Origin of the sequence: Streptomyces johnsoniae (assembly GCF_031845565.1) — a bacterium.
Classification (GTDB): domain Bacteria; phylum Actinomycetota; class Actinomycetes; order Streptomycetales; family Streptomycetaceae; genus Streptomyces; species Streptomyces johnsoniae.
Genome location: NZ_JAVREV010000007.1, coordinates 64,867 through 91,022 on the forward strand (window position 1 = coordinate 64,867; position 26,156 = coordinate 91,022).

General features: G+C 70.1%; 24 protein-coding genes, 2 tRNA genes and 1 pseudogene. 13 read left to right on the plus strand and 14 right to left on the minus strand.

The window, feature by feature from the left end:
• Positions 1 to 183 precede the first annotated feature (183 nt).
• The 6 genes and pseudogenes from arfA to RM779_RS14385 form a co-directional block, all read right to left on the minus strand.
• A complete protein-coding gene (gene arfA / locus RM779_RS14360; protein WP_311618070.1) occupies positions 184 to 1,710 on the minus strand; it encodes an arabinosylfuranosidase ArfA in 1,527 nt (508 codons plus the stop codon).
• A gap of 109 nt (positions 1,711 to 1,819) precedes the next feature.
• Entirely contained in the window at positions 1,820 to 2,671 is an 852-nt protein-coding gene (locus tag RM779_RS14365; RefSeq protein ID WP_311618071.1) for a carbohydrate ABC transporter permease, read from the minus strand.
• Positions 2,668 to 3,615: a carbohydrate ABC transporter permease gene (locus RM779_RS14370; protein ID WP_311618072.1), complete on the minus strand. Its 948-nt coding sequence runs from the start codon at positions 3,613 to 3,615 to the stop codon at positions 2,668 to 2,670. The genes RM779_RS14365 and RM779_RS14370 overlap by 4 nt, the downstream gene beginning before the upstream one ends.
• Positions 3,612 to 4,964 carry an extracellular solute-binding protein gene (locus tag RM779_RS14375; RefSeq protein WP_311618073.1) on the minus strand — a complete coding sequence of 451 codons (1,353 nt, stop codon included), beginning with the start codon at positions 4,962 to 4,964 and terminating at the stop codon, positions 3,612 to 3,614. Before RM779_RS14375 ends, RM779_RS14370 begins: the two co-directional genes overlap by 4 nt.
• 152 nt (positions 4,965 to 5,116) lie before the next feature.
• Positions 5,117 to 5,274 (minus strand): annotated as a pseudogene (locus RM779_RS14380) (carbohydrate ABC transporter permease); the annotation flags it as partial.
• Between the two features lie 192 nt (positions 5,275 to 5,466).
• Entirely contained in the window at positions 5,467 to 6,483 is a 1,017-nt protein-coding gene (locus tag RM779_RS14385) for an NADP-dependent oxidoreductase (protein ID WP_311618074.1), read from the minus strand.
• A gap of 61 nt (positions 6,484 to 6,544) precedes the next feature.
• Between RM779_RS14385 and RM779_RS14390 the strand changes: the two genes are divergently transcribed.
• Positions 6,545 to 6,964, plus strand: a complete 420-nt coding sequence (locus tag RM779_RS14390) for a hypothetical protein (RefSeq protein WP_311618075.1) — start codon at positions 6,545 to 6,547, stop codon at positions 6,962 to 6,964.
• Between the two features lie 128 nt (positions 6,965 to 7,092).
• On the opposite strand, the gene RM779_RS14395 is transcribed toward RM779_RS14390, so the two are convergent.
• The 3 genes from RM779_RS14395 to RM779_RS14405 all read right to left on the minus strand — a co-directional run bounded on the left by RM779_RS14395 (position 7,093) and on the right by RM779_RS14405 (position 9,149).
• On the minus strand, positions 7,093 to 7,947 hold the full coding sequence (locus RM779_RS14395; RefSeq protein WP_311618076.1) for an SMP-30/gluconolactonase/LRE family protein: 855 nt from the start codon (positions 7,945 to 7,947) through the stop codon (positions 7,093 to 7,095).
• 36 nt (positions 7,948 to 7,983) lie between these two features.
• The gene (locus RM779_RS14400) at positions 7,984 to 8,754 is read right to left on the minus strand and encodes an IclR family transcriptional regulator (RefSeq protein WP_311618077.1); all 771 of its coding nucleotides are present in this window, start codon (positions 8,752 to 8,754) and stop codon (positions 7,984 to 7,986) included.
• A 119-nt stretch (positions 8,755 to 8,873) separates the two neighbouring features.
• Entirely contained in the window at positions 8,874 to 9,149 is a 276-nt protein-coding gene (locus tag RM779_RS14405) for a hypothetical protein (protein WP_311618078.1), read from the minus strand.
• Between the two features lie 169 nt (positions 9,150 to 9,318).
• On the opposite strand from RM779_RS14405, the gene RM779_RS14410 reads away from it, so the two are divergent.
• From RM779_RS14410 to RM779_RS14425, 4 genes are all read left to right on the plus strand, one after another.
• A tRNA-Asn gene (locus tag RM779_RS14410) sits at positions 9,319 to 9,391 on the plus strand.
• Between the two features lie 199 nt (positions 9,392 to 9,590).
• Positions 9,591 to 9,664 (plus strand) — tRNA-Ile (locus RM779_RS14415).
• Between the two features lie 873 nt (positions 9,665 to 10,537).
• Positions 10,538 to 11,263 (plus strand): IclR family transcriptional regulator, encoded by a 726-nt coding sequence (locus RM779_RS14420; RefSeq protein WP_311618079.1) that lies wholly within the window; start codon positions 10,538 to 10,540, stop codon positions 11,261 to 11,263.
• A complete protein-coding gene (locus RM779_RS14425) occupies positions 11,260 to 12,138 on the plus strand; it encodes a class I SAM-dependent methyltransferase (protein ID WP_311618080.1) in 879 nt (292 codons plus the stop codon). The genes RM779_RS14420 and RM779_RS14425 overlap by 4 nt, the downstream gene beginning before the upstream one ends.
• A gap of 83 nt (positions 12,139 to 12,221) precedes the next feature.
• Here RM779_RS14425 and RM779_RS14430 read toward each other — a convergent pair whose 3' ends face one another.
• Positions 12,222 to 13,502 (minus strand): class-III pyridoxal-phosphate-dependent aminotransferase, encoded by a 1,281-nt coding sequence (locus RM779_RS14430; RefSeq protein WP_311618081.1) that lies wholly within the window; start codon positions 13,500 to 13,502, stop codon positions 12,222 to 12,224.
• A gap of 136 nt (positions 13,503 to 13,638) precedes the next feature.
• Here RM779_RS14430 and RM779_RS14435 point away from each other — a divergent pair, with 136 nt between their 5' ends.
• From RM779_RS14435 to RM779_RS14455, 5 genes are all read left to right on the plus strand, one after another.
• The gene (locus RM779_RS14435) at positions 13,639 to 14,610 is read left to right on the plus strand and encodes an ABC transporter ATP-binding protein (protein WP_311618082.1); all 972 of its coding nucleotides are present in this window, start codon (positions 13,639 to 13,641) and stop codon (positions 14,608 to 14,610) included.
• Positions 14,603 to 15,400, plus strand: a complete 798-nt coding sequence (locus RM779_RS14440) for an ABC transporter permease (protein ID WP_311618083.1) — start codon at positions 14,603 to 14,605, stop codon at positions 15,398 to 15,400. Before RM779_RS14435 ends, RM779_RS14440 begins: the two co-directional genes overlap by 8 nt.
• A 70-nt stretch (positions 15,401 to 15,470) precedes the next feature.
• On the plus strand, positions 15,471 to 16,595 hold the full coding sequence (locus RM779_RS14445; RefSeq protein WP_311618084.1) for an acyl-CoA dehydrogenase family protein: 1,125 nt from the start codon (positions 15,471 to 15,473) through the stop codon (positions 16,593 to 16,595).
• A 97-nt stretch (positions 16,596 to 16,692) separates the two neighbouring features.
• On the plus strand, positions 16,693 to 17,136 hold the full coding sequence (locus RM779_RS14450) for a type II toxin-antitoxin system RatA family toxin (RefSeq protein ID WP_311618085.1): 444 nt from the start codon (positions 16,693 to 16,695) through the stop codon (positions 17,134 to 17,136).
• A gap of 60 nt (positions 17,137 to 17,196) precedes the next feature.
• The gene (locus RM779_RS14455; RefSeq protein WP_311618086.1) at positions 17,197 to 18,192 is read left to right on the plus strand and encodes a hypothetical protein; all 996 of its coding nucleotides are present in this window, start codon (positions 17,197 to 17,199) and stop codon (positions 18,190 to 18,192) included.
• A gap of 621 nt (positions 18,193 to 18,813) precedes the next feature.
• Here the strand turns inward: RM779_RS14455 and RM779_RS14460 are convergent.
• Together RM779_RS14460 and RM779_RS33695 are read right to left on the minus strand one after the other, a co-directional pair.
• Positions 18,814 to 20,136 (minus strand): helix-turn-helix domain-containing protein, encoded by a 1,323-nt coding sequence (locus tag RM779_RS14460; protein WP_311618087.1) that lies wholly within the window; start codon positions 20,134 to 20,136, stop codon positions 18,814 to 18,816.
• A 17-nt stretch (positions 20,137 to 20,153) separates the two neighbouring features.
• Entirely contained in the window at positions 20,154 to 20,438 is a 285-nt protein-coding gene (locus tag RM779_RS33695; protein WP_394813300.1) for a GTP cyclohydrolase I, read from the minus strand.
• Positions 20,439 to 20,614: 176 nt separating this feature from the next.
• On the opposite strand from RM779_RS33695, the gene RM779_RS14465 reads away from it, so the two are divergent.
• A complete protein-coding gene (locus RM779_RS14465; protein ID WP_311618088.1) occupies positions 20,615 to 21,640 on the plus strand; it encodes an SDR family oxidoreductase in 1,026 nt (341 codons plus the stop codon).
• 119 nt (positions 21,641 to 21,759) lie between these two features.
• Complete coding sequence (locus RM779_RS14470; RefSeq protein WP_311618089.1) at positions 21,760 to 22,737, plus strand: dipeptidase; 978 nt, start codon at positions 21,760 to 21,762, stop codon at positions 22,735 to 22,737.
• A gap of 30 nt (positions 22,738 to 22,767) precedes the next feature.
• Here RM779_RS14470 and RM779_RS14475 read toward each other — a convergent pair whose 3' ends face one another.
• A complete protein-coding gene (locus RM779_RS14475; protein ID WP_311618090.1) occupies positions 22,768 to 23,595 on the minus strand; it encodes a class I SAM-dependent methyltransferase in 828 nt (275 codons plus the stop codon).
• On the minus strand, positions 23,592 to 23,756 hold the full coding sequence (gene rpmG, locus RM779_RS14480) for a 50S ribosomal protein L33 (protein WP_077061652.1): 165 nt from the start codon (positions 23,754 to 23,756) through the stop codon (positions 23,592 to 23,594). The genes RM779_RS14475 and rpmG overlap by 4 nt, the downstream gene beginning before the upstream one ends.
• A 131-nt stretch (positions 23,757 to 23,887) precedes the next feature.
• Here rpmG and RM779_RS14485 point away from each other — a divergent pair, with 131 nt between their 5' ends.
• Complete coding sequence (locus tag RM779_RS14485) at positions 23,888 to 26,128, plus strand: choice-of-anchor M domain-containing protein (protein ID WP_311618091.1); 2,241 nt, start codon at positions 23,888 to 23,890, stop codon at positions 26,126 to 26,128.
• Positions 26,129 to 26,156 lie beyond the last annotated feature (28 nt).

Consider the following 26,156-nt stretch of genomic DNA (forward strand, 5'->3'; position numbering starts at 1 on the left):
CAGATGGTTCATGGCTGTACAGCTGCCGCAGGCACTCTGGGAGGATCAGGTGAACGTGGGGTGTTGCGGAGGGGGCGTTCGTCCGCCGAGGCGCGGAACGGCGGGACCGCCGGCGCCCGGTTCGTGTCACGGGCGGCGGCGGTCCCGGTCTGGCGGGGCCGGTCTGGCAGGGCCGGTCTGCCGTCAGGCCAGCCGGATGACGTTCCAGGAGAGCGGCTCCAGGCCGGCGGTCAGCACGCCGTCCGTCAGCGCCGTGCCGGTGGCGGCGTGCGGGATCACGCGGGCCGGCTCGGCGGCGGTGTTGCGGGCGTCGGGGTCGGCGTCGGCGAGCACGCTGTGCTCCGCGACCCGCGTCAGGCCCAGGCCGTGCAGCGTCACCTCAAGGGGGAGCGACCGCGTCTGGTCGCGGTTGACGGCGAAGACGGTGACCGCGCCGGTGTCCTCGTCGCGGACGGCCGTGGCGTGCAGGAGGCCGACCTCGCCGTACTGCTCGGTGGTGTGCGTCGGCCCGGCGACGCGCACGTCGAGGACCGTTCCGCGGCCGTACTTGGACGCCTGGGCGAACGGGAAGAACGTGGTCTGCTTCCAGGCCTTGCCGCCGGGCTCGGTGGCGATCGGCGCGATGACGTTGACCAGCTGGGCCAGGCAGGCCACCTTCACGCGGTCCGCGTGCCGCAGCAGGGCGATGAGCAGGGTGCCGAAGACGACGGCGTCGGTGACGCTGTAGTTGTCCTCAAGCAGCCGCGGCGCCTCCGCCCAGTCGTCGCCGCGCCCCTCGCCGGAGAGCGTGGGGGCGCTGCCGTCCTGGTACCAGACGTTCCACTCGTCGAAGGAGAGGTTGATCTTCTTCTTCGACTTCAGGCGGGCGCCGACGTGGTCGGCGGTGGCCACGACGTTCTCGATGAACGACTCGGTGTCCACCGCCGAGGCGAGGAAGGAGTCGCGGTCGCCGTTGCGCTCGTAGTAGTAGGCGTGCAGCGAGATGTGGTCGACCAGCTCGTAGGAGTGCTCCAGGACGGTGGCCTCCCAGGCGGCGAAGGTGGCCATGCCCTGGCTCGAACTGCCGCAGGCGACCAGCTCCACGTCCGGGTCGATCTGCCGCATGGCGCGGGCGGTTTCCGCGGCGAGTCGCCCGTACTCCTCCGCGGTCTTGTGGCCGGTCTGCCAGGGGCCGTCCATCTCGTTGCCCAGGCACCACAGCCGGATGCCGAACGGCTCCTCGTCGCCGTGCGCGATGCGCCGTTCGGACAGCTCGGTGCCGCCCGCGTGGTTGGCGTACTCCTGGAGCTCGATCGCCTCCGCGACACCGCGCGTGCCGAGGTTGAGCGCCAGCATCGGCTCGCCGCCGACCTTGCGGACGAAGTCGACGAACTCGCTCAGGCCGAAACGGTTGCTCTCGGTGGACCGCCAGGCCAGGTCGAGCCGCCGGGGCCGCTCGTCCCGCGGGCCGACGCCGTCCTCCCACTTGTAGCCCGACACGAAGTTACCGCCCGGGTAGCGCAGGGCCGTGACCCCCAGCTCCCGGATCAGGTCGAGAACGTCCCGGCGCAGCCCCGCCTCATCGGCAGTCGCGTGTCCTGGCTCGTAGATGCCCGTGTAGACGCACCGGCCCAGGTGCTCCACGAAGGAGCCGAACAGGCGCGGGTCCACCGCGGAGACGGTGAAGGCGGGGTCGAGGGTGAAACGGGCGGTGTGCGGTGCGTCGCTCATGCGGGTCCCTGATCGTTCGATATTTCGTTCGCCGATCGCTACTTCGAACAATTCAGAACTTAGATCGCACGCGCCGCACAGTCAACGCCTCCGCTCGTTCCTCCCCCGATCACTGACCGGCGATGCCGGTGTGGGCGACACCGCGCACGATCTGCCGCTGGAAGAACACGAACACGATCAGCAGCGGCAGCGCGGCCAGCAGCGCACCCGCCATCAGCTGCGCCCAGCGGATGCCGAACGAGGACTGCACCGTGGCCAGGCCAACCGGCAGCGTGGCCAGATCGGGGTCGGTGGTGACCAGATAGGGCCACATGAAGTTGTTCCACGACCCGATGAACGTGAAGATGCCGACCGCCGCGAGCACGGGACGGGACAGCGGCAGCACGATCCCCAGAAAGATCCGCCACCGGCCCGCGCCGTCGATGCGCGCGGCCTCCTCCAACTCCCTGGGTACGCCCTGGAAGAACTTGTAGAGGATGAACACCATCGCCGGTGCGGACACCTGCGGCAGGATGACGCCCCAGTAGGTGTCGACCAGGCCCATCGTTCGCACATTCGCGAACAGCGGCGCGGTGATGACGGTGCCCGGCACCATGATCCCGGCCAGCGTGAGCCCGAACAGCGCCTTGCGGAAACGGAAGCGCGTGCGGGCGAAGCCGTAGGCGGCGAGCGCCGAGACCGCCAGGGTCAGCGCGGTGACGCCCGTGGAGACGATCACGGAGTTCACCAGCCACTTGGGGATGTCGCCCGTGTCCAGGACGCTGCGGTAGGCGTCCAGGTTCATGTTCGACTGAATCCACTTCAGGGGCAGCAGCTGCGTGTCGCCCTCCGGCTTCAACGAGGTGGACAGCGCCCACCCGAACGGCACCAGCCACAGCGCGGCCAGCAGCGCGCCGAGGGTGGTCAGCACGATCTGCCCCGCGTTGCGCCGCACCTTCACGGCGAAAGTCCGCTCGCTCATCGCGTTTCCCCCTTCTCGTCCGTGCGCTTGCGCACCAGCCACAGCCGGACCAGCGTGACGGCGACGATCAGGACGAAGACGATGTAGGACAGGGCCGAGGCGTAGCCGATGCGGTAGCCGGTGAAGCCCTGCTGGATGATGTACTGCACCACCGGACGGGTCTCGTTGTTCGGGCCGCCCTCGTTGATCAGGAAGATCTGGTCGAAGACCTGGAGCGAGGCCAGGATCTGGAGGACCACGATGAGTCCGGTGATGTTGCGGACCATGGGGACGGTGATGTGCCACATCCGCTGCCACGGTCCCGCTCCGTCCAGCGCGGCCGCCTCGTAGAGGTGGTCGGGGATGGCCTGGAGCGCGGCCAGGTACAGCAGGAAGCTGAAGCCGACGGTCCACCAGAGGGTGGCGAGCACCATGGAGAACATGGCCCAGTCGCCTTCGAGCAGCCACGGGACGCGCTCGTTCAGGGCGTTGTTGAGCAGGCCGAAGTCCGGCTCGTACAGCCACCGCCACAGGTCGGCCAGCACGGCGGAGGGCAGCAGGAACGGCGCGAAGAAGGCCAGCCGCCAGAACCACTTGCCGTGCTTGATGTTGTGGGCGAGCAGCGCGAGGCCGAAGGCGACGGCGACGATCAGCGGGGTGAGCATCGCGGTGAACGTGAGGGTGTTGCCCAGCGAGTCCCACAGCTGGTCGTCGTTCAGGGCCTCGCGGTAGTTGTCCAGGCCGATGAACTCGGTGTTGATGCCCGCCAGGTTGGTCTCGTTGAGGCTGTACCACAGCCCGGAGACCAGCGGCCACACGAGGAAGACGCCGTAGAAGACGAGGAACGGGGCGACGAACCAGCCGCCGTGCTGCATGATCCGGCCGAGACGTGAGCGGCCCGGGCGCCGCGCGGGGGCGCTCTCGCGGACGCCGGGCGGGGCGGGGGCGGGGGCCAGGGCGGTCACGACGCGGTCCCTTCGCCGAACGGGTTGCGGGTGTCGAGGAGGGAACGCAGCGTGGAACGGATGTCGCGCACGGCCTCGGCGGGGGTGACGGAGCCCATGGCGGCGGCGGAGAGGTGGACGCCGACGTCCGCCTGGACGCGGGAGGAGGTACCGCAGAACCAGGCGGGCGGGTCGAACGCGGCGATGTCCATGGCACCGCGGTACTCGGACTGCGGTTCCATGGCGAGGTAGTCGGGGTGTTCGAGGATGGGCAGGTAGGCGGGCACGTGGCTGGCCTCGGCCCAGGAGAGGCTGTTCCGCACGAGCCAGGCGATCAGCGTGTGCGCGGCCTCGTTGGCGGCGCCGCTGCGGCCCTCCTGGTGGGGCAGGACGAGGATGTGGGACTCCGCCTGGGTGGCGGGCGTGCCGAAGAGCGTGGGGTAGGGCCGGGCGCCGAAGTCGAGTCCCGCGGTCCGGAAGTCGACCAGCAGCCAGTTGCCGAAGAGGACGAAGCCGCCGCCGTTGACGAAGTAGCCGACCAGGTCCTGGCCGGGTATGGCGTACTCGTCCGCGACCAGGCGGGCCATGAACGCCAGCACCTCCTCGGCCCGGTCGTCGTCGAGGGCGAGTTCGGTGCCGTCCTCGCTGAGGATGCTGCCGCCGGTCTGCGCGTACAGGCCGACGAACGTCCACCAGCACTCGCCGGGCATCAGCGCGTTCCAGCCCAGCGGGGACTGGCCGATGACCTCGCGCACGGCGTCGAGCGCGTCGAGGAACCGCTCGGTGCCGTTCAGTTCGGTCAGGCGGCCCTCGGCGTCGAGCAGCCCCGCGGGCTCGCAGGCGGCGCGGTTGTAGAACATCGTCGAGGGGTGGATGTCCAGCGGCAGCCCGTACAGTTCGCCGCCGATCGTGGCCCGGTCCCACAGCGTGGCGTTGAAGTCCTCGCGGCGCACCCCGGCTTCGGCCAGCAGGCCGGTGTCGATGGGGTCGAGCAGCCGGCCGGGCGCGAAGCCGGCGAGCCGGCCGAGGTGCAGGATGCCGACATCGGGGGCCCGCCCGCCGGCGCCCGCCATGGCGAGCTTGGTGTAGTAGCGGTCCCCCCAGGCCAGCGTGGTGTCCTCGACCTCGATGCCGGGGAATTCGGCGCGGAACCGGTCGAGCATCCCCCGCATGTTGGCGCCGTCGCCGCCGCTGAAAAGGTTCCAGAACTGAATCCGGCGGTCACCGCCGGCCAGGGAGGCGGCGGAGCCGCAGGCGGCTGAGCCACCGAGGGCCACGGCCGCCCCGAGTCCTGCCGCGCCGCGCAGCAGTCCGCGGCGGCTCGGCCGTCCGAGGGGCGGCGGCAGGGACCGCAGGGAGGCATGAGTCATCCCGAAAACCCTTCGCTCGTTCGGCATTTCGAATCCTGATCGGATATCCGAACGGAAGGTAGAAGTCGAATCTGTCGAAGGTCAACCGTTACGACAACACTCCCCGGAAGTTTCGGGGAGTGTCGCCGGACTGTCACACTCGGTGCGCCCGGCTACTGGCCGGCGAGCCCCGTATGGGCGACGCCGCGCACGATCTGCCGCTGGAAGAAGACAAAGACGATCAGCGGGGGACGCTCACCAGGCCGACCGGCAGCGTCATGGCGTTCGGGTCGGTCGTGACGAGGAACGGCCACAGGAAGTCGTTCATGGTGACGCCGCCGTCGCCGCAGCCGCAGCCGCAGCCGAAGAGGTGCCAGTGCGCGGCCGCGTCCGGCCAAGGAGCCGAGCGCGCGCCGGCGGCTCGACCGGGAGCGCGGCAGGTATCCGTGATACCGGAACGTGGGAGTGGCGCACGTCACCGTCAACGCCCCTGCGGCGGTCCGAGAAGTTTTCCGCCGCCTCGTCAGCCGTCCAGGGTGACGATCATCTTCCCCGTGTTGAGGCCGCGCAGCATGCCGAGGAACGCGTCCACCGTGTTCTCGATGCCCACGGCCACGGTCTCCCGGTACGTCAGCTCACCGGAGCGAATCCAGGCCGAGACCTCCTCGATGAACCGCGGCTGGAGGGAGTGGTGATCGCGCACCAGCATGCCCTGGAGCCGCAGCCGCTTGCCGATGGTCAGGAACAGGTTGCGCGGCGCCACGGGCGGCTCCGTCGCGTTGTACTGCGCGATCATGCCGCAGATAACGGCCCGGCCGTGCACGTTGAACGCGTCGAGGGCGGCTTCCAGATGATCGCCGCCCACGTTGTCGAAGTAGACGTCGATGCCGTCCGGCGCGGCGGCGGCCAGCTGCTCCCCGACCGGGCCGCTGCGGTAGTTGAACGCCGCGTCGAAGCCGTACTCCTCCGTCACCAGCCGCACCTTCTCGTCCGAACCCGCGCTGCCGATGACCCGTGAGGCGCCCTTCAGCCGCGCGATCTGGCCCGCCTGGCCGCCCACGGCACCGGCCGCGCCCGATACGAAGACCACATCGCCCTCGCGCAGGCGCGCGATCTCCGTCAGCCCCGCGTACGCGGTCAGCCCGGTCATGCCGAGCACCCCGAGATAGGCGGTCAGCGGCGCCAGGTCCGCGGACACCTTCGTCGCCCGCCCGGCCGGCACGACGGCGAACTCGCGCCAGCCCAGCGGATGCAGCACGTGGTCACCCGGCGCGAACCCGGGCGCCTCGGAGACCAGCACCTCCCCGACCGCCGCACCCTCCATGGGCCGGTCCAGGGCGAACGGCGGAGTGTAGGACTTCACGTCGTTCATCCGTCCGCGCATGTACGGGTCGACCGACAAGTGCAGGTTCCGCACCACCAGCTCCCCGTCGCCCGGTCGCGGCACAGGCGCCTGGCGCAGCGCGAAGTCCTCCGGCACCGGCCACCCCCGGGGCCTCGACACCAGATGCCATTCGCGGCCGACAGCGGGCACATCCACGGAAAACCTCCCTGAAGGGAACCGGCATTGCCCCCATCATGCCCCGGCGCAGGCTGCCGCCATGTCTCACCGGTCCGCGACCGTCACCCTGCTCGCCGGTCTGCTGCTGACCACCGGTTGCAGCTCGCTCCCCGAGGCCCCGGAAACGCCCCCCGGCGCCGACAGCACAAGCCAGCCCGAGGAGACGTCAGGAGGAGACCTCGGCCGGCAGGGATGGCACGAGACGGCGCGGCTCCAGGAGTGGGACGACCCGTCGTGCGCTCCCCCCGAGGACCTCGACCTCTCCGACCTCTCCGACCTCTCCGACGGCGTTCACGCGTTCGCCTGCCTGCGCATAGGCGTCGCCACCCCGGCGCCGATCGACCCCGCCCCGGCCCCCTGGGCCAGACCTAGGCCCTGTCCTGCCGATCTTGCCGGGCCCACGACGCCAGCTACGGCACCTCGCTGCGTTACCGAATCGCGCGAATACGGCCAAGTATGAGCTGCGATCCGGTGCCTTGCGATGCACCGCATCTGGGGGCACCTCCCTGGGGGCACCTCCCAGACGAAGTCTGGGGGAGGAGTCTGGGGGAGCCGCGGGCTGATCCGACAAGATCGACAGGACAGGACCTAGCCGGCGAACGCCGGCTGGGGGAGGCCGCGGCCCGCGCCGGGGAGCACGAACACCGAGCCGGCCAGCGGCTCGGTGCCCGGGTCCGTGCCGGTGGCCGCGGTGGTGATGTACAGGTCCGCCAGGCCGGGGCCGCCGAACGCGCAGGCCGTGGGCCGCGACACCGGCACCGGGAGGGTGCGGTCCCGCTTCCCCTCCGGCGTGAAGCGGCACACCGCGCCGCCCTCCCAGAAGGCGACCCACGGACAGCCGTCCGCGTCGACCGTCAGACCGTCCGGGAAGCCGGGCAGATCGGCGGTGTCCACCACCGTCCGCCGGTCCGCCACCCCGCCGTCCCCGGTGACGCGGAAGGCGTCCACGCGCCGCGTCGGGGTGTCGATGTAGTACAGGACCGACCCGTCGGGGCTCCAGCCCAGGCCATTGCTGACAGTGACGTCCGGCAGCACCCGCCGTGCCTCCCCCGCGCCCGTCAGCCGCTCCAGCGTGCCGCCGCCCTGCCGCTCGTCGTAGCGCATCGTCCCAGCCCACAGCGAGCCGTCCGGCGCCACCGCCGCGTCGTTGCCGCGGCGCCCGGGCACCGGCTCGTGCCGCAGCCAGCGGAACGCGCCCGACGCCTCGTACAAGCCGACGCCGTCCCGCAGGTTCACCACGAACCCGCCGCCCGCCCGCGGCTTCGCGGCCCCGACGTGCTGCTCGGTGGGCAGCACGGTCCTGCGGCCGGTCGCCGGGTCGAAGAGGTGCACCCGGGAGGACAGGATGTCCACCCAGATCAGCCGTTCCGCTGCCGGGTCCCAGGTCGGGCCCTCCCCCAGCTCCGCACGGCCACGTATCGCGATCTCAAGCCCGTCTGCCACCGCTCTCCTCGTGCTCTCGTGCTTCTCCTGCCGCGCTCAGCCCGCGTGGTGGCCGAGCCGTTCCGACAGCTGCGCCGCACCCTTGACCGCGAGCGCCGCCAGTTCCTCCTGCCGCTCCGCGCTCCAGCGGATCATCGGCACCGAAATGCTCAGCGCCGCGACAACCCGCCCCGCCCGGTCCCGCACGGGCGCGGCCACGCAGCTGACGTCCGGGTTGGACTCCCGCTGCTCGGAGGCCAGTTGACGATCCCTGACCTCATCGAGGGTCGCGCGCAGGGCCTCGGCCGAGGTGATCGAGTTCGGCGTCATGGCGGGCAGCTCGTCCCCGGCCGGCAGCCGTTCGTCCAGCTCCTGCGGCGACAGCGAGGCCAGCAGCATCTTGCCCACCGCCGTGCAGTGCGCCGGCAGCCGGCGGCCCGCGGCGGAGACCATGCGCACCGCGTGCGTGCTGTCCACCTTCGCGATGTAGATGACGTCCGCGTCCTCCAGAACCGCCACGTGCACCGTCTCGCCGCAGGTCTCGGCGACCGCCCTGGCCACCTGCTGGCCCTCGGCCGCGAGGTCGAGCTGCTCGGCGTACCTGCTGCCGAGCTGGTAGGTCCGCACCCCCAGCCGGTACCTGCCCGGCTGCTCCGGCACCGGCACCAGGTAGGAACGGGCGGCCAGCGTGGTCACCAGCTCGTGCACCGTGGTCCGCGGCAGCTGAAGCCTGCGGGTGATCTCGGGAGCGGACAGCGTCCCGTCCCCGTCGAGAAACAGCTCCAATATGTCCAACGCCCGGCTCACCGCCGGTACGCGACGCCCCATGCCCGATGCCTCCGCCACTCAAGTGTTCGACATCCCGATCGCACGCCGGAATGTCGAACATACGCTAACCAGCAGCGGTCACCGCGGGCAATGGGCCGGACGTCCGGTTTTGCGCGCCCCTACGCCGCGCCCCGTTCGTCGTGACCGCCGACCGCGCGAAGCCGCTCGGTCACCGCGCCCGGCAACCGGTCCCCCGCCCGGTCCGCGACCACACCGGCCGCGCGCGCCGCGGCCTCCCGCCCGGACTGCGTCGCGGAGTCGACGGCATTGCGCACCGCGGGATTGCTCCGCACCCGCTCCGCCGCCTCCCGCAACTGGTCGTACCGCTCCCGCCCGGCCTTCGCGCCGAGCACGTAGCCCACCGCCACACCGGCGATGAAGATGAGCTTGCGCATGGGATGCTTCCTCTCTCTCCCGATGACCGATCTTCTCGTGGCACATCGCGCCGCAGGTAACCGGGATGCCCCGGATACCGATTTCGAAGCACCCCCTCACATGCGCTAATGTATGGGCCGCGGCACGGACACGCCCCCCGGCTCGGGGGCGCGGACCCGGGCAGAGCAGTCCCCTGTAGCTCAATTGGCAGAGCAGCCGGCTGTTAACCGGCAGGTTACTGGTTCGAGTCCAGTCGGGGGAGCAGCAGTCCTCATCACGCGAAGGGCCCCGTCCGGGGCCCTTTGTTGTTCTCCGTGCATCACTGGCACCGTGCCGGGAACCGATCACCCCATGCCCGCAGTCCTTGCCTGCGTACGACAGCCCCCGGCCCGGGCGGCAGATCGTATGAGCAGCTATGCTGCGGCAGACGGCGCGCACAGATGTACGCGGCACGCCGTTACGGGGCGGTAGCTCAGCCGGTTAGAGCAACGGACTCATAATCCGTCGGCCGTGGGTTCGAGTCCCACCCGCCCCACCCTCCATATCCGTCTGACGAACGCTCCGACCTGCACACTCTGCGACGCCGGCGCCCTTGAGGCTGCTCCGCCCACCGAGGCGGACGAGTCCAGCACAGCTCGGGGTCGGTACGGTCGGCCGTGATGGCGGACCACGATGGGCGGGCGAGGGTGGAACGTTGCCCGCACAGCGAACCGTCCGGCCAACTCGCGGCCACGCGTCGCATCGTGCGGCCCCCGCACCATCAGGGCTGCCGCCCGCGGGAAAGTGAGCCCGTTTCGCTGTATCGCCCGAGCGAGGCAGGGCCGGCCGGTCCGCTGGGCCCTGACGGGTCTGTTCGTCGGCTCGGAGCACGGTGAGGATGGCGTGGACGCGCATGCCCCTGGGCCGGCACGGCGGCCGGGACGCGGAAGTGCCGGGCAGGCGGCATGACCGATATCCCAATTATCCTGCCCGATCAGTGACCGTTTCTTTTAGAAGTCGAAGGTCGACTGCGCGAACTCACCACGTGTGCAACTATTGGTTTCGCGTTCCACTAACCGACACCTCACGATTGTCTAGCCGTCGGCGAGCAGGGAATCCGCGTTGAAAACTTTTCAGACCAACCGTGTGCGTGTGGACCGCAGCGCGCCGCGCAGCGCGCCGCTTCCACTGACAGTGTGCCGTCCGGTGTGCGCCAGCCACTCGGCTGCTTGTGCCAGCACGGGGTGGCGGACCTGCCGTGACGGTCGGCCTCGACGTGAGTGGTGCGCCTTGGGTCCTTCTCCATCACGTATGTCGTCACGTATGTCGTCCGCGAACAGGTACCATCTCGCACCTTCGAGGTATGCCGATGCCACACAGCCAAATGAGGATGTCAGTCATTCCTGGAGCGGCCGCGGGGCGCCTTTCCATGCTGTCCCGAGGGCTCAGCATCCTGGAGTGCTTCACGCCCGGAGAAAGCAGTCTCACGCTTTCCGAGATCTCCCGCAGGACCGGCCTTGCGAAGGCCACCGTTCACCGTCTGATCATGGAACTCCTCGTCTGGGGACTGCTCGACCGTGACGGAAAGGATCTCTGTCTCGGCCGGCGCGTGGCGATGCTCTCCGACCGCGTTCCCGAGCCGACGCAGCTCCTCCACAGAATCCTGCCGCACACACCGCTGATCATCGCCAGGCGGAAGTGTCCGGCGTTCTTCACGCTCCTGTCCAACGACCGGTCCTTACACTTCGAGGCCCGCGAGGGACGGCGTGTCCAGGAGGACGATGTGGCCTTCGGGGGCCCCTTGACCGTGTGTGTCTCCGCGGCGGCCAAGGTCATCGCCGCCTTCCGCACCTGGGTACGGCAGGACGGCATCAGGCAGGACGGCATCAGGCGCGAACGTGTGGCATCCCTTCCGTACCGAGGCGAAGCCGGACTGTCGGAAATCGTCCACCGGGGCTATGCGATATCGCGTACGGGGAGAACGGTGGCGGTGGCCGTTCCGATCAGCGCTCCGAGCGGTTCCGTACTGGGCGCGCTGTCGGTGGCCATTCCTCCCGGCGGAGCGCACCGGATCGCCGTGGTCCGCGAACTCATCGGCGCGCGCAAGGCGTTATCCAGCGTCAGTGTCCACTCACCCACCCAGGAATCCGCATGACGAAGGATTCCGGCACGATGTGGGATCACGACGTGACGAAGCTCCAGCACGCGTACCACCAGCGGCTCTTCGGTCACCTCTTCGACTGGCAGGCGGCCGAGCACCGTATCACCGAATTCACCGGTGGCACCGGGGCCGCCGGACTCATGTTCCTGGACCAGATGGGCCACTTCGGCCCGAACGGCTGCGACCTCGTCGTCGAGAGACTGGCCGCGCCGACGCGACTGGCGGAAATGGGCAGCGGATTCGGCGGGGCCTTGCGGTACATTCTCGACCGCCTCACGGAACGCGGCACCCCGGTAGAACTGGCGTACGGCGTGGAGCTGGTTCCCGAGCACTGCGAACTCAGCCGGACGATCAACGAATCCCAGGGGCGCGAAGACATCACCATCCTCTGTTCCTCGGCCGAATCCGTCCCCCTGCCCGACGCCTCGCTCGACGCGGTGGTCATCACCGGCTCGCTGCCCCACTTTCCCCGCCCGGACCAGGTGTTCCAGGAGGCCGCCCGGTTGCTGCGGCCCGAAGGCGTGCTGCTCTGTACCGAGGAGGTCAGCCTCGCTCCCGACGGCACCGGCCCGACGGAAACCTTTCACGAACTCCACCCCGCCGGCGTCTTCCACACCACCTCCGTCACCACCCGCCGTGAGCAACTGCGCGCCGCCGGACTCACCCGCATCGAGCTGACCGATCTGACCCCCTGGGCCACCGACCTGCTCGCCGCCCGGCTGAAGGCCCTGCGGCTCTTCCGTGGCTCGGCGGAGGCCATGCTCGGCACGGACGAAGTCGATCTGGTGGTCCGTACCTTGACCACCGCCAGGGATGAATACGCGGTGGGCCGGCTGCGCCCGGCGCTGGTCACGGCCGTACGGCCGTGACGGACCCGGGGCGGCCCCGGGCGCGTCGCTGACGCATCCCGGGGACGCCCCGTACCGGCCGCGCCCGGTCCTGCGGTCCTGCCTCAGCTCTCCGCGCGAAACGGAGCCTGAACGGTGGCCTGCGCCGCCGCCCCACGTACCGTCGTGTCCAGGATCTCGAGAGCCCGGTCGATCTCCCGGTCGGTGGCGATCATCGGCGGGAACAGCCGCACCACCTCGGGCCGCCCCAGGCACGGCGAGACGAGCAGCCCGGCCGGGCCCAGGTCGGCGAAGACCTTGCCCGCGAGGGCGGTCGAGGCAAACTCCAGCCCCCACAGCAGTCCACGCCCCCGCACCGCCGCGATGTGCTCGGGCCACCGCTCCCGCAGTGTGGCGAGCCCCGCCTCCATCCGCCGGGCCACCCGCTCCCCGTCGGCGGCGTGCTCCGCCACGGCCCGCACCGCCGCGATACCGGCGGCGGCGCTCAGCGGATGCCCGGCGAACGTCGCGGTGTGCAGGAACGGATCGTCGCGCAGCGGCGCGTACAGCTCCTCGCTCGCGACCACCGCCGACAGCGGCATCACCCCGCCGCCGAGCCCCTTCCCCAGCAGCACCGCGTCGGGTTCGAGCCCCAGCTCGCCCGCGAGCGTCGGAGGCCCGCACCGGCGCAGCCCACACTGGATCTCGTCGCTCACCAGGAACGCCCCGGCGTCCCGGGCGCGCCGCCGCAGCTCGTGCAACAGGCCCGCGCCGAGCGGACGTACGCCGCCCTCGCCCTGCACGGGCTCCACGATCACCGCCGCCACATCCCCCCCGGCGAACGCCGCGTCCAGGGCCGCCGCGTCCGCCGTCGCGGGCACATGCGTGACGGGCGGCAGTACGGCGGCCAGCGGCTCCCGGAAGCGCGGGCTCGACGTCGCCGCGAGCGCACCGTGCGACTTGCCGTGGAAGCCGCCCTCGACCGCGATCACCCGGCTCCGCCCGCTGGCCGCCCGCGCCAGCTTCAGAACGGTCTCCACCGCGTCCGTGCCGTTGAGCCCGGCCCAGACCCTGGTCAGCCCCGCCAGTCCGACGAATGACACGACCTCGGAGGCGAACCGGGGCAGCGTCTCGTTGGCCAGCACCCGGGTGGAGGAGGGCATACGCCCCAACTGCTCGGTCACCGCCGCGACCACCCGGGGGTGCCGGTGGCCGAGCAAGGCCACCCCGTAACTGCCGAAGTCGAGCACGGACCGCCCGTCCGACAGGGTCACCTCCGCGCCGCTCGCCCGCACTTCGAGGCTGTCCTGCCCGTTCATACCGAGCAGCAGGGCGAGCCGGGGCGAAAGATGTCTGCGTAACGCCTTGAGAGCCGTAGCCGTTGCCGTCGTAGCCGGCTCGGTCATCGACCACACCTCCACAAGGACCGCAGGTCCGCAAAGAAGGAGCAGCACTCTAACGGCCATGCACCCCTCTCCTCCGCACCGTTCCATCTGACGGAACCCGCCCCGCACCGGCCGGTTCCGCCGCCATCCTGAGCCGGTGAGCGAGCCGGTGAGAGGTGACGGTGACGGGTCCCCGATGCTGCGGGTGAGCCAAGTCAGCAAGGCGTACCGGGACGTCGTCGCGCTGCGCGGCGTCGACCTGGACGTCCCGGCCGGTGAGGTGGTGGCCCTGCTCGGCACGAACGGCGCCGGCAAGTCCACCCTCCTGTCGATCGTGGCCGGGCTGACCCGCCCGGACAGCGGTACGTGCACGGCCGGCGGCCCGGTCGGCTTCGCGCCCCAGGACCTCGGTGTGTACCCCACCCTGACCGTCGCCGAGAACCTGCGTTTCTTCGCCAGGCTCGCCGGGTTGTGGGGCGCGCGGGCGAAGCACCGTATCGACCAGGTCGCCGGACCGCTGGGGCTCGCCCCGCTGCTGGACCGGTCGGCCCGTGCCCTGTCCGGCGGCGAGCAGCGCCGCCTGCATGTGGCGATCGCGCTCGTTCCGGAGCCTCCCGTCGTCCTGCTCGACGAACCGACCGTCGGGATGGACGTGGTCAGCCGGATCGCCCTGGTGGAGCTGGTGCGCGGGCTGGCGGACGCGGGCGTGGCGGTCTGCTATTCGAGCCACTACCTCGCCGAGGTCGAGGAGTTGGGCGGCCCCACCGTGATCCTCGACCGGGGCCGGGTCGTCGCCCGTGGCACCGTACGGGAACTCCTGCGCGACCACGGCGAGAGCCGCGTCGACCTGACCTTCACCGGACCGGCGCCGGACATCGCGCTGCCGTGGCCGGTCAGGCGCGAGGAGCGGACGGTGCGGATCGTGACCGACAGCCCGCAGATCACGGCCGTACGCGCGATCAACGAACTGGGCGAGGCGGCGCAGCGGCTCCAGTCGGTGGAGATCAGGCCGGCCAGCCTGGAATCGGTCTTCCTGAACGTCACCACGCCGGAGACGCCGGAGACGCCGGAGACGTCAGAGACACCGGAGACGTCGAACGAGCCGGACGGGGTGGCGAGCGATGCCTGACCTCTCCTGGCGGCGGGCGGCGGCCGTCACGCTCAAGGACGCCGAGCACGTACGCGCCGATCCGGCCCCGCTGATCGTGCTGACGCTCATGCCGCTGCTGATCATGGGGTTCCTCTCCTCCGCCTTCGAGGCCGATCTGACCGAACGGTACGGGGCCGCGCCCGGCGGTATAGCGGTCACCGGCGCGGAGCAGGCGGTTCCCGGGATCGCCGCGATGTTCTGCTTCTTCCTCGTCAGTTACGTCGGGCAGACCATCTTCCGCGAGCACGGCTGGCGCACCTGGAACCGGCTGCGGGCGAGCCCGCTGCGCGCCGCCGAGCTGATCGGCGGGCGGGTCACGTCGACTCTGCTGCTCGCTCTCACCCAGCAGACGGTGCTGTTCGCCGTGGGCGGCGCGCTGTTCGGCCTCCACGTGCGCGGTTCGGTCGCGGCGCTGGCGGTGGTGGCCGTGGCGCTGGCGGCGTCCATGGTGTGCTTCGGGTTCGCGCTGATCGCGTTCTGCCGGAGCATGATGCAGCTCAACGCCCTCGCGTACCTGACCGGGCTGCTGTTCGCCGGATGCGGGGGCGGCATCGTGCCGTACGCGACCCTGCCTCTCTGGGCCCAGGCGCTCGGCAAGGTCACCCCTACGTACTGGGCGATGCGCGGCTTCAACGAGGCGGTACTCGGCGGCGCGGGCGTCGACGGCGTCCTGCTGCCCGTGGCGGTGCTGCTCGGGCTCGCGGCCGTCTTCGCGCTGGCCGCGTGGTGCGTGTTCCGGCCCGAGCAGGTCAAGGTGCCGTGGTCGTGACGGCGGCCAGGCCGGCGAACCTGGCGGATCGACAAGTCGATGGAAGGCAGGCGGCAGCGTGGAACAGCAGGTGAGACGGCTTCTGGACGCCGGGTGGGCAACTCCGTCGTTCCTCGGAGAACTGTCCCAGGACCCGCCCCCTGGTGAGGCCACGGCCGCTGACCGGATCAGGGCCATCGCGGCAACCGACTACGCGACGCTGCCCGTCCCGGCGGAGTTCGGCGGCGGCGGGGCCGGACTCGTCGCGGTCGCCGGCGCGCAGCGCGCGCTCGGCCGCCTCGACCCGGGACCGGCCATCGCGCTGAACATGCATTCCATGACCGTGGGCCTGATGGTCGACTACTGGCGACGCCACCGCGACACCTCCTGGATGCTGCTGGAGAGCATCGCGGAGACCCACGCGCTGGTGGCCTCCGCCTTCGCCGAGCCGGGCGGCAACGGCAACTTCCTCAGCAGCCGCTCGGTGGCCGTCCCGGAGGGCAAGGGCTTCCGTATCTCCGGTACGAAGTACCCCTGTTCGCTCTCCACCACGGCCACCCTGATGTGTGTCACCGCCCAGGTGCGCGACACCGACGAGACGTTGATCGCGCTCGTCCCGGCCAACTCACCGGGCATCACCCACGAGGGCGACTGGCCCTCGCTGGGCATGCGGCTCTCGGACACGGGCCGGGTCCGCCTCACCGATGTCGAGATCGACCGGCGGCTCGTCTTCTACCGGGGCCCGGCGGGTGCTGTGGACGACATCCTCATCGCCGGGGTCGTCTGGTTCGTGGTCCTTGTCGCGGCCACCTACCACGGGGTGCTCTCGACGCTGCTCGACAGGACGGCGGAGCAGTGCGCGGGCACCACGTCACGCTCACGTACGGCGCTGATCGGCCGGGCCGCGCGGGAGTTGTACGCGCTGGGCGCCGCCACCCGCGCCCTCGCCGCCGACTGGGAGCACGAGGCGCTGACCGGCCACACCGCGCTGGCCGCCGCGATGGGCCTGCGGGCCTCCCTGTCGGACGTACGGGAACGGTTCGCCGGCGCGCTCACCCCGGTCATCGGGGGGCGCGCGTACACCGAGGGGCATCCGGCGGCGGCCGTGCTGCTCGACTCCCTCGCCGTACACCACCACCCGCCGTCGCTCCTCGTCTGCGACGACGCCGTCGGCGCGTACTGCACCGGGCAGCCCATCTCCTTCGACCCCGCCTGATTCGTCCCGTACCCGTCGAAACATCGGAACTTCGGAACCTCGAAACACCCGAACCTCGAAAAAACATCGGAACCTCGGAACACCCAAGGAGCCCACCGTGCCCACGGTCACTGTCGAGATGACGATCAACGCCCCCGCGTCGGACACCTGGAGGGCGGTGACGGATCTGGCGGAGTACCCGAAGTTCATGACCAACGTGCAGAGCGTGGTCGTCCACGAGACCGGCACGGCCGGAGCCCGGCTCAGCGACTGGTCGGTGATCCTCAAGGGCTCGCTCCTGGAGTGGACGGAGGAGGACAGGACCGACGACGAGACCCGGATCATGACGTTCCACCAGGTGGAGGGCGATTTGGAACGCTTCGTCGGTGACTGGCGGGTGCTGGAGATCGACGCCGCGACCTCCACGGTCCGGGTCACCATCGACTTCGAGATCGGCATCCCCCTGCTGGCCGACATGCTGGACCCGGTGGCGGGCCGGGCGCTGGAGGAGAACTGCCGGCAGATGCTGGAGGCCATCGATACCCGGGTGGCGCGGACCTGAGAAAAACAGCGCAGAAGATGCCGCGACGACCGCAGAACTCGAATCGGAACGGACCGATTGATGGACGACGCCAGGCTCGGCAGATATCAAGGCTACATCAAACGGTATGACCTCACGGAACGACAGGTACTGGATGAAATCGACAGATCATTTGGTGAGCCGCTTCTGGTGGTCGCTGCCGGATCAGTCATTGCCGGATTCGGTAACAACACCAGCGACTTGGACCTGTACACCGTCGTGGAAGATGATGTTGCCAGCACGCTTCCGCTGATGTCATACCCGAACGGCGCACGGATCGACGCAATCACCTGCGGCTCCCAGCAACTCCTGGACAGGCGCAGCGAACTGAGTTCGGTCAAGTGGCCTCCGGAAGATATGAAGCCAGGAGATATCGGGGCGAGGCGCAAGGCGATCGACGTCATCACCAGGTACGGTCTGGGCGTTCCGCTTTCCGGCACAGATCAATGGATTGCTTGGCAACAGCGCCTGGAGGCCGAAGTAGGCGAGTGGATGAGCGACTGGCATGCAGTGGAGGCATACCGCATGCAAGCGGCAGCCAGGGCCCTGCTCGCCCACAAGCCTCTGGTCGCAGGAATCCGGGCAGGCGATGCGCTCATGGCAGCGCTCGAACGTCACGCAGCGGCTCACGGGGAATCGTACTTCAAATGGAAATGGCTGGGGGAAAAGCTGGAACGCCTCGGAGACTCGAAGGCGCTGTCGGCGTACGAGCAAGCGGTAAGCCCACCGCTTTCCGCCCTCGACGTACCTCACTACCTAGAGCAGGCAGAAAGCTTGCTCCACACCTACCTCGGTGATGTCGACACCAGCTCCTGGCGACTGAGCCTGCAGCCGGCTGTCGGCACCTCATGGGAGTCATTCGGCAAGGAACACATCGTGTCCCGATGGGGGTTGCGGGCAGCAGTGGTCTCAGCAAAAAGCAACGTCGGTAAGCCAAGCACTTGGACTTACTCTCTGTCGGAAAAATGGGATGCCGATGTCGAGGCGCTCTTCGGTGAGGACATGCTCTGGCTCGGCGTACAGCGCACAGAACGTTGAAGAGGTGTGGTGTGAGCGTTCGAAGCACTAGTGGACTACAGTCCTACGTATCCAGTATCGGTCACGGTTCCGTGATAACGCTGTTGGTCGTTCAGGGAGCACTGGAAGACATTCACGGCGGAGTACGCGCCGGCCAGTGGCGGATGGTGGCCGCACAAACTCGCAATCTGGTTCTCGCGAGTCTGCAGGTGAGCGGTCTGGAGCACGGCGGAGAGCCGTACTGGCAAGAGAACGGCGGGGCCCTCGACCAGATCACATACGCACCGGAGCCGCTCCGCTCTCAAGGTCTCAAACTCATCCATGAGGCGAACGAACTCGCGAGTGACCCCTCAGAGGCCGACCCATGGCTGACACGACTCGAGAACTGGGTGACATCGGCACAAGAGAGTCTTGGCCTCGGCGAGCATCTCCCCGAGCTGCGTTCTCCGCAAGGGATGTTCGGAGGGCTGAGGCTGGTCAGAGGGTGGACCGAAACAGTCGACCGTCTTGGCCTCCCGCCCCTGATTCCAGGGGAATGGACAGAGCCGGTGTAGAGCCCTCTGTTCCCAGCTGGTGCGCTCGCAGACCGAGGACTTGTCGGCGTCATCCGTGATCACCGGCCCGCCCGGCTTCAGTGGAACGTCAGGCGCTGCCGCCGAGGACCCCGTCCTCGTTGCGCACCGGCGCTTGCGGCGCACGGGAGTCCGGCAGGCGGCGCACCTGGGCGTGGAAGTCGTAGGTCGCCGGCGGGAGCGGCCGGGTCTCGTTCAGCTCGGTGGAGAAGGCCGCGGTGAGCCGGTCGAGACGATAAGCGCCGGGCGCGACCTGGTGCAGCAGATGGATCTCCGCCAGCGCGTCCATCAGCACGTGAGCCTCGTTCACCCCGGTGCCGAGCAGGCCGGCCGCGGTCGCCGGCGAGACGGTCTCACCGCCGATGGCCGCCAGGCGTTGCAGCGCATTCGCCGCAGCGGGCGCCAACTTGCGGTAGGACCACGACAGAACAGTCCGCAATGTGGTCGCCTCGTCCGCCCCGCCGCCGAGGCCGTCGAATGGCGACCGATGCCACCCGGCGATGTTCTCGGCGGCGACACGCAGGGCCAGCGGGACATAGCCACAGGAACGCGCGACGTCCGGCGCGGCCGATCGGTCGAACCACGGTCCAGCTGTGGCTTCGAGCAGCCGTAATGCCTCCTCCTTGGTCATCGGTGGCACCGTGACCCGCTTGGCGCCGTCCCGTACGACCAGTCCGGACAGCCGGTCCCGGCTCGTCACCAACACGTGGCACCCACCGGCCGCCGGCAGCAGCGGCCTGACCTGTCCCGCGCCGGCCGCGTTGTCCAGCATGATCAGCGCCCGCTTGCCGGTCATCAGGCTGCGGTACCGGGCCGCGAGGTATTCGGCAGGCACCTCCGCGTCCACCTGTACGCCGAGGGACGCCATGAAGTGCCGCAGGACATCGGTCTCATCGGCCGGCACGCCGGGGCCGAAGCCGCCCAGATCGGCGAACAGGATGCCGTCGGGGAACTGGCCCGCGACACCGTGGGCCCAATTGAGCGCCGTGCTGGTCTTGCCGATTCCCGCCTGCCCGTCGACGACGACGACGGTGCACTCCGCCGGGTCGCGACGCGCACCCGGCAGGTGAAGAGTGCGGTCCAACGCGGATATGGTCGCTGCGCGCCCGACCAGGCCGGGCGCCGCCCTGGGTAACTGGTTGAGCGACGGACCGCGGCGGCCTGACCTGGCGGCGTCGACGAGACCGCTCAGCAGGCCACCGGTGCGCAGTGCCTCGTCACACCGCCGGGCGAGCATGTCGGTCGGCGCCTTGCCCTCGGACTCCACCCTGCTGAGGTGGCCCTTGCTGTAGTTGACCAGCTGGGCCAGCTGTCCGAGTGAGAGTCCCCGGTCGCGCCGTGCGGCCCTCAGGGTGGACCCGAACGACCGCGTGGGCGGCGTGTTGATCTCCATTCGCGACTGCTCCGGTTTCATCTGGTCAGCTGGGCGACCATGCGCGGGTCGTCTCGGAAACACACCGCGCAGTGCCGGCTGTCAGCGGGCGCGCGGACTCCCCTGAACGTCATGCAGAGATGCTCGTCCCTGGCACGCACGGCCGCGTCGACCGGCCCCGTCGCCTCCACGAGCGAGCCGGCGACGTCCGCGGTAGACCGTTCCCGCGTGTGGCGCTTGTGGGTGTGCCGCTGGGCGAACCTGGCGAACTCGGACGGACCGCGGATGGCGCCCCGGTGACATGGGCGATCGACGGGCCGCAGGCGAAGGGCAGCACTCTTGGCATACTGGGCAGGTTACGGAGCCCCGGCATTACGGGACGCGGTGTTCTGCCAGACGGAACAGTCACCGGCCCACGCCCCGCCTCGTCCTACTCTCGCCGGACATCGGACGCCGCATACCGGAGGCGACGAACGGCGGAACGGGCGGGTGGTGGCGAGTGGACGTACTCGTGGCGGGCGCGTCGGGGGCGGTCGGCGGGGAACTCTGCCGCCGCCTGGAACGGTCCGGGGCGGCAACCTGGCGGATCAGCCGATCGGGCGGCCCCGGCGCGCGCGACGTGGCCTGGCGGATCGGCGCGGAGGAGGCGCCGCGTACGGTACGGCGCTCCTGGGACGTCATGGTCAACGCCGCCGCCGACACCCGGTGGGGGCTCCCGGCCGAGGAGGCGTACCAGGCCAACACGGCCTCCACGGCGGCGCTCTTCGCGCTGGCGGGCCCGGATACGCATGTCGTGCAACTCTCCACGATCGCCGTAGAGGGCCGCGGAGCCGCTCGGGAGCACGGACAGCAGAACCCGGAGGACTTCCACAACACGTACGAGTGGGCGAAGGCGCGCGCCGAGGCATGGGTGGCCCGGGAACACCCCGGGGCGGACATCGTCCGGCTGCCGCTGATCTGCGGCCGCCGCGACGACGGGTTCATCGACCGCTTCGGCGGAGTGTTCGCCCTGATGCGCGGGTTGTGCTCCGGGGCGCTCCCGGTGGTCGTCGGAGATCCCGGCGGTTACGTGGACATCGCGTCCACCGACGACGCGGCCGGGATCATCACCAGGATCGTCATGTCAGGCCCAGCCGACCGCACGTCAGGACACGCGAGGGTGGCGGTCGTCGGGGGCGGCACCGCGGCGCTGAGCGTGGACGGCACGCACAAGGTCATCGTCGACGGGCTCAACGAGTGGCGGGCCCGGCGCGGCGTCACCCCGATCGAGCCGCCCCCGTACGTCAAACCACGTGCCTGGGACCGGTTTTATCTACCGCTGGCCCGCAAGCATCTGTCCAGGTCGCAACTCGGAGCGGTCGAGTCGTACGGCAGGTTCCGCCCGTACTTCAACCGTTCGCACCCGATCGACGTCACCGACCCGGTCGCGGACCCTTCCGAGGCACTGTACCGCTCCGTCCTCCACTGGGCGGACCAGCATGCGCACGCCGCCGCCCGGGTCCCGAAGCCGTGGACCAGCAGATGACGACGCCGCCCAGCGCGCACGTCACCGCCACAGCCACCGTCACCGCACCGCACCGCACCGCACCGCACCGCGGCACGTTCGGCAGGACGCGCAGACCGGGCACTGGCATGATACGTACCGTGCCGAACGGACCTTCAGGGCCGCGCCGCCCGCCTCTGCTGTGGGAGCAGCACTGCTGCCTGCCGTTGAGGAAGCACGCGGATATCGGTGAACTGGCCCGCTATCGCAGGCCGGGAGGCAGCTTCGTCTCAGTGAACGTGGGCTACGCTCCCCACCGCGCCGATGACGTCACCGGCCTCATCGCGAGCTGGCGGGAGCGGATCGCCGCGGACGACCGTTTGCGGCCGGCCGTGGGCGTCGACGACATCGACGCCGCCGGGCGTGCGGACGAGGTGGCGGTGGCCTTCGACCTGGAGGATTCCGGGCCGCTCGAAGGACAGTTGGACCGGGTGCGCCAGTTCTACGAGCTCGGTGTCCGCACGATGCTGCCGAGCTACAACAACCGCAACGCGGCCGGCGGCTGCCTGGACGGGCTCGACGAAGGGCTCACCGCCTACGGGCGGGCCCTGATACGGGAGATGAACGCGGTCGGCATGGTGGCGGACGGATCGCACTGCGGCGCCCGCACCGGTCTTGACATGTGCGAGGTCTCCGAACAGCCGGTGATCTACAGCCACTCCTGCATGCGCGCGCTGTGGGATCACCCCCGCAACATCACCGATGAGCAGGCCAAGGCGTGCGCCGCCACCGGCGGGGTCGTCGGCATCACCGGCGTCGGGATCTTCCTCGGCCAGAACGACGCCTCGATCGACGCGCTGGTACGGCACATCGACCACGCCGTCGACCTCGTCGGCCCGGCACACGTCGGAGTGTCGACCGACTACCCGTTCGACCACGAGGACTTCAACGCGCTGATCGAGGGGAGCCCGGAGCTGTTCCCCGACTGCTACACCCGCTGGGGGCCGATCACCTTCATGCCTCCGGAAGGTCTGCTGACCGTCGAGGACGCACTTCTCGGCCGCGGGTATCCCGACGACGCGGTGACCGCGATCCTGGGCGGCAACTTCCGCCGCGTCGCCGCGCAGGTGTGGCGGTAGCCCGCCGCGCGGCGCCGGAACGCCTGCCGGTCAGGGCAGTTGGATCAGATGCATGTGGTACCCCTCCACCTGGGGCAGCTGCCGGCGTGTCAGCTCATCCAGCATCCGGCGGGACGGCGCCGGCAGCGCGTCGCGCACGTCCGGCGGCAGTGTGGTCATGGTGTGGGAGCCGATGACGCGGCTGCCGGGGACCCAGTCCGCGATGACCCCTATGTCGGCGCAGCCCCAGCGGAGTCGGGCCTCGACCTTGCTGAGGGCGTCGTGCTCATCCTGCGCCTCGATCAGCCGGGGAAGGTTGCTGTCCAGGGCCAGCCAACTGCCGGGGAACGCGGCGGCGATGCGCTCGATCACCCGCCGGACGTCGGCTTCGTCGAGGAAGGGCAGGACGGCCTCCGCCGAGAAGAAGCAGGGGCCGCCGGACTGTTCGCCGACGACGCGCAGCCAGCTTTCCTCGGTCACAGAGGCGGCGAGCATCCGTCTGCGCGGGGTGTCGCGGAAGAAGGCGCGGCGCAGCTCGATGACGTCCGGCAGATCGAGGTCGAACCAGATCGCCCGCTCGTTGTCCACCCGTTCATAACGGGTGTTGAGGCCGGTGCCGATCTCCACCACCGTTCCGGCGGGGTGACGGCCGAGGAAGTCGCGCGTCCAGAAGTCGAACAGGAGGGTCCGCAGGACCGATCCGGTCAGGCTGGGCAGCTCGTCGAAACGCGAGAAGTCGTAGTCGATCGCCGCGACCAGCTCCACTGCTCGCGGGTCGCGCAGCGCCGGCTCCGGCTTGCGGTGCTCCGCGGCGCGGCCGTAGAGCGGTATCAGCAGCGTCTCCTGGACGGCGCCGAGGGATGGGCGGGTGTGGGTCATCGTTCCTCGCGAAAGGTCACGTGGCGGCGCACGACGGGGTCGTACTTGCGGAGTTGGAGCCGATCGGGGTCGTTCCTGCGGTTCTTGCGGGTCACGTACGTGTAGCCGGTGCCGGCCGTGGAGCGGAGCTTGATCACCGGGCGGATGTCGTCACGGGCCATGCGGCCACCCTACACAAACGAAAATCGTTTCCAATAGCCTCTTGATGGGAACGATTTTCGTTTTATATTCTCCCTTCGGGGGAACGCATCGCGTACGCCGAAGCCGCCAGGAGAAGGAGCAGTTCACCGAGATGACCACCCGATCACGCCCGAGATGGCGGAAAGCCGTCACGGGCTTCCTGGCCGCGGCCATGGCGGCCGGCGCCCTGGGCACCGCGCACGCGGCCGACCCGCTCGTCCTGGACCACGGCCACATCGACGCGTTCAACGTCACCGTCGTGGACGGCGAACTCGTCCTCGACCTCAAGGAGGACGTCACCGGCTCCCACGTCCCGCACGCCCCCGAGGACGTGCTGTTGCACGTGAAGGAGGATGCCTGGATCGACGGCATCCCCGAGGGGTACCCAGGGGCCCCGGCGGGTTACGTGCTGCCGCTGACGCAGGACCAGAACCTGATCTGGCCCGGCTGGGACACGGGCGGGGTGGCGGGCAGCGGCTACACCGACGTGGAGATCGACATCTCCGCGGTGGACGGCCCGGGCCCGGTCTACCTGTACACGCTCAGCGGCTTCGGCACCGTGACCCCGCTGCTGGAAGAGGGCGACTACGAACTCCCGGGCACCCTGCGGGAGGAGAGCCCCGCGCACACCCACGCGCAGTGGACGTTCACCGAGCCGGGCGAGTACACCCTCACCGCCCGCGCCACAGCCACCAACCCCGCCACCGGCGAGTCGATCACCAGCAACACCGCGGCCTACGCCTTCTCCGTGGGGGACCGGGAGCAGCCGCCGCCCGTTCCGAGCAGCCTGTCGATCGAAGGGCTGGCCGACCACTACCACACCGGCGACGCCATGGAGCTGACCGCGGTGCCCAACGCCGCGACGGACCTGGACCACTACCACTGGTACACCAGGGACTCGGCCGCCGGGGACTGGGAGGCGGCCGAGGGCGGTGACGGAGACCGCTACACCGGCACCGCGGAGATCGACGGCCAACAGATCAAGGCCGAGCTGCTGGACGCCGACCACGAGGTCGTCGCCGAGTCCGCGCCCGTGACCGTGCACATCGACGATCACCAGGGCGAGGACCCCGGCGCCACCACGCTCTCCGTGGAGGGAGCGGCGGAGAGCTACCGGCCCGGCGACACGGCCGAGTTGACCGCGGTCCAGACCCCGGGGACGGAGCTGGACCACTACCACTGGTTCACCCGCGGCTCGGCGGAGGCCGAGTGGGCGCTGGCCGGCGACGCCGGAACCGGGGCCGACTACACGTTCGAGGTGGCCGGGGAGGCGGACGGTCTCCAGGTGCAGGCCCGCCTCTACGACCACGACCACGAGGTCGTCGCCGAGTCCGAGCCGGTCACCATCCGGGTGACCGCCGACGACGAGCCCGGCGACGCGAACGGCGGTGGCCCGGGGGGCAACGGCGGCGCGGCCGCCGGGAGCCCCACCAATGGCGGGGCCACCGAAGGTGGGGCCACCAACGGCGCGTTGGACAACGGCGGGTCGGGCAACGGCGGGGCGGGCAACGGCGGCGGAGAGCCCATGTGCTTCCCCATCGAGGAGGAACGTGAGGTGCCCGCGGCGCCCAGCGAGGCGCTGGTGCTCGACCACGGGCATGTCGACGCGTTCAACGTCACCGCCGAGGGCGACGGCCTCGTCCTGGACCTCAAGGAGGACGTGACCGGCAGCCATGTGCGGCACGCCCCGGAGGACGTGATCCTGCACGTCAAGCCCGACGCGCTCGCCGAGGACATCCCGGCCGAGTACCCGGGCAGCCCCGCCGGCTACCTGCTGCCGCTCACCCAGGACCCGAACCTGATCTGGCCCGGCTGGGACACCAACGGGGTGGCCGGCAGCGGCTACACCGACGTGGAGATCGCCGTCAGCGCGGTGGAAGGCCCCGGCTCGGTCTACCTGTACACGACCAACACCTTCGGCGGCGTGGTCTCGCTGCTGACGGAGGGCGGCCACGAACTGCCGGGCACCGTACGGGAGGAGAGCCCCGCACACACCCACGCGCAGTGGACGTTCACCGAGGCGGGCCAGTACACGCTGACCGTCCAGGCCACCGCCACCGACCCGGACACGGGCGAGTCGGTCACCAGCGACACCGAGACCTACACCTTCGCGGTCGGGGACGCTCCCGTCGACCTTGAGACGCAGGGTGGCACCACGACCGAGACGGTCACGGTGGGCAGGACAGCGGACGGCGAGGACTGCGAGCTGTCCGACGACCAGGTCGCCGGCGGCAACCTCGCCGGCACCGGCAGCAATCTGCCGCCGCTGCTCGTCGGGATCAGCGCGGCCCTGATGGTCACCGGAGCCGCCGCGTTCGCGATCAACCGGCGTCGTTCGGCGGCGCACGCGTAAGGCGCACGGCGACCGGGTGTGGGAGGGG